The organism is Kitasatospora sp. NPDC093558 (assembly GCF_040683475.1).
Classification (GTDB): Bacteria; Actinomycetota; Actinomycetes; order Streptomycetales; family Streptomycetaceae; genus Kitasatospora.
Genome location: NZ_JBFBDY010000960.1, coordinates 1 through 1,952 on the forward strand (window position 1 = coordinate 1; position 1,952 = coordinate 1,952).

A 1,952-nucleotide genomic window follows, 5' to 3' on the forward strand; every position below is an offset into this window, starting at 1 on the left:
AGGCCGAGGTAGGTCGGCTGCGGCGCGGCCTGGGCCTGGAGCCCGACCCGGTGGCGGACCACCTCGGCGGGCTCCAGGCCGGTGCGGTCGAGCAGGTGCTGGCGGGCCAGCACCGCACGCCCGAGGGCCTCGGGGCCGATCACCGGCGCCCGTCCAGGACCGAGCGCAGGACGTCGATCCGGTTGGTGGTGATCGAGTCGACGCCCGTGTCGCGCAGCCGGCGCATGGTGCGGCGCAGATCGGCGGTCCAGGTGGAGACGGCGAGGCCGGCGTCCCGCGCGGCGGCGGTGAACTCGGGGGTGACGAGGCCGAAGGGCGGGTTGAGGTAGCGCGGGCGCAGGTCGTCGAGCAGGGCGCGGACGGGCAGCCGGGGCTGCTTCCAGGTGAGCGCGATCTCGGCGTCGGGGGCGACGGCGCGCACGGCGAGCATCGCGGTGGCGGGGCCGCAGAAGGCGACGAGCCGTTCGGCACCGAGGCCGGTGACGACGGACCAGGTGACGGCGGCCGGGCCGGGCTCGTCGAGGTCGACGAGCAGCCGGCGGCCCTCGGGGGCGGCGGCGACGGTCTTGATCGCCTCGGCGAGCGTCGGCACGGCGAGCCCGCCGTGGCGCAGCTCGTCGAGCTGGTCGAGGGTGACGCGCCCGATGTCCCTGGGGTCGTCCCAGAGGCGTTCCAGGGTGCGGTCGTGGAGGAGGACGGGCACCTTGTCGCGGGTGAGCTGGACGTCCACCTCGACGGCGTCGGCGCCGCGGGCGAGCGCGGACTCGACGGAGGGGAGGGTGTTCTCGCGGTAGCGGTACGGGTCGCCGCGGTGGGCGACGGCCAGCACCGGCCGGCGGTCGGCGGGGATTCGGGTGGCCGGGGTCGGGGAGGCCTGCGTGCGGTCGGCGGTCATCGGATCAGCCCCGCGATCCACGGGGTGAGGTCGTGCACGCCGATGCCCTCGCGGTAGGCGGGCTCGCCGGGCACGGTGACGGTCATCGTGGTGGACGGCGGGAAGGTGCGGGCCTTGACCTGCACCAGGCCGCCCCACACCGAGTTCAGGAACGCGGGGACGCTGTCGCGCCCGACGTCGAAGGGGATGCCCTCGACGCTCACCACCGCCTCGTCGTGCGTGAACAGGCGGACGGTGACGGCCGGGCGGCCGTCGAACTCCAGCAGCGCCTCGTGCGGGATGGCGTCGAGCTCGCCGCCCGGGCCGCCGTCGCCGACCAGACCGGCGAAGGTCCGGTCGCGGCCGATGTCGTGCTCGGCGCGGGCCGTGCGGCCGTGCCGGTCGGCGACGGCCTCGATCGCGAGCACGGCGCTCTGGGTGGTCGGCAGGTGCGGGTGGGACATCCCGGTCGGGGCCTCTCGTTCGGCTCGGACTGCTCTGCGACGGGCGGCGGCTGTGCGCCGCGCACGGATCAGCGCCGCGGACGGATCAGCGGCGCTCGATCATCACGTTGGTCGACTTGATGACGGCCGTGGCGGGCGCGCCGGGCACCAGGTTCAGCTCCTCCGCCGACTCCCGGCTGATCAGCGACACCACGCGGAACGGCCCGGCCTGCACCTCCACCTGGGCGGCCACGTCGCCGAGTACGACGTCGGTGACGATCCCGGGGAAGCGGTTGCGCGCGGAGGACGGCCTGCCCTCCGCCTCGGCGTTCTCCGGCCGGGCCAACTCGCGGGCGAAGGCCGCCAGTTCGGCACCGGGGATGATCCGGTGGCCGTGCTCGTCCCGCTCGGCGGCGACCCGCCCGGCGTCCACCCAGCGCCGCATGGTGTCGGCGCTGACGCCGAGCAGCGACGCGGCCTCGCCGATGCGGTACGGGTTGACCGGCACGTCGGGCTGGCCCATGAGCGACTCCTGATGGTGGTTCGGGGACGGGCGGACGCGCACGGGCGCATCGCCGCCATCCTGCCGTACGGGGGCCCCGGCCCGCGATGCAGCACCGGTACGGCGCCGGCAC

3 protein-coding genes are annotated in these 1,952 nt (G+C 75.8%); all 3 read right to left on the bottom strand.

The window, feature by feature from the left end; translation table 11 throughout:
- Nucleotides 1-139: 139 nt before the first annotated feature.
- Nucleotides 140-895 carry a glycerophosphodiester phosphodiesterase gene (locus AB0O00_RS37400; protein WP_363659150.1) on the bottom strand — a complete coding sequence of 252 codons (756 nt, stop codon included), beginning with the start codon at nt 893-895 and terminating at the stop codon, nt 140-142.
- Nucleotides 892-1,338, bottom strand: a complete 447-nt coding sequence (locus tag AB0O00_RS37405; RefSeq protein ID WP_363659151.1) for a hypothetical protein — start codon at nt 1,336-1,338, stop codon at nt 892-894. The genes AB0O00_RS37400 and AB0O00_RS37405 overlap by 4 nt, the downstream gene beginning before the upstream one ends.
- Nucleotides 1,339-1,423: 85 nt before the next feature.
- Nucleotides 1,424-1,840 carry a TOBE domain-containing protein gene (locus AB0O00_RS37410; protein ID WP_363659152.1) on the bottom strand — a complete coding sequence of 139 codons (417 nt, stop codon included), beginning with the start codon at nt 1,838-1,840 and terminating at the stop codon, nt 1,424-1,426.
- Between the last annotated feature and the right edge of the window lie 112 nt (nt 1,841-1,952).

Bases quoted from the DNA above. Each gene is read 5' to 3' on its own strand.
- AB0O00_RS37400 (WP_363659150.1), bottom strand. From the start codon at position 895: ATGACCGCCGACCGCACGCAGGCCTCCCCGACCCCGGCCACCCGAATC.
- AB0O00_RS37405 (WP_363659151.1), bottom strand. From the start codon at position 1,338: ATGTCCCACCCGCACCTGCCGACCACCCAGAGCGCCGTGCTCGCGATC.
- AB0O00_RS37410 (WP_363659152.1), bottom strand. From the start codon at position 1,840: ATGGGCCAGCCCGACGTGCCGGTCAACCCGTACCGCATCGGCGAGGCC.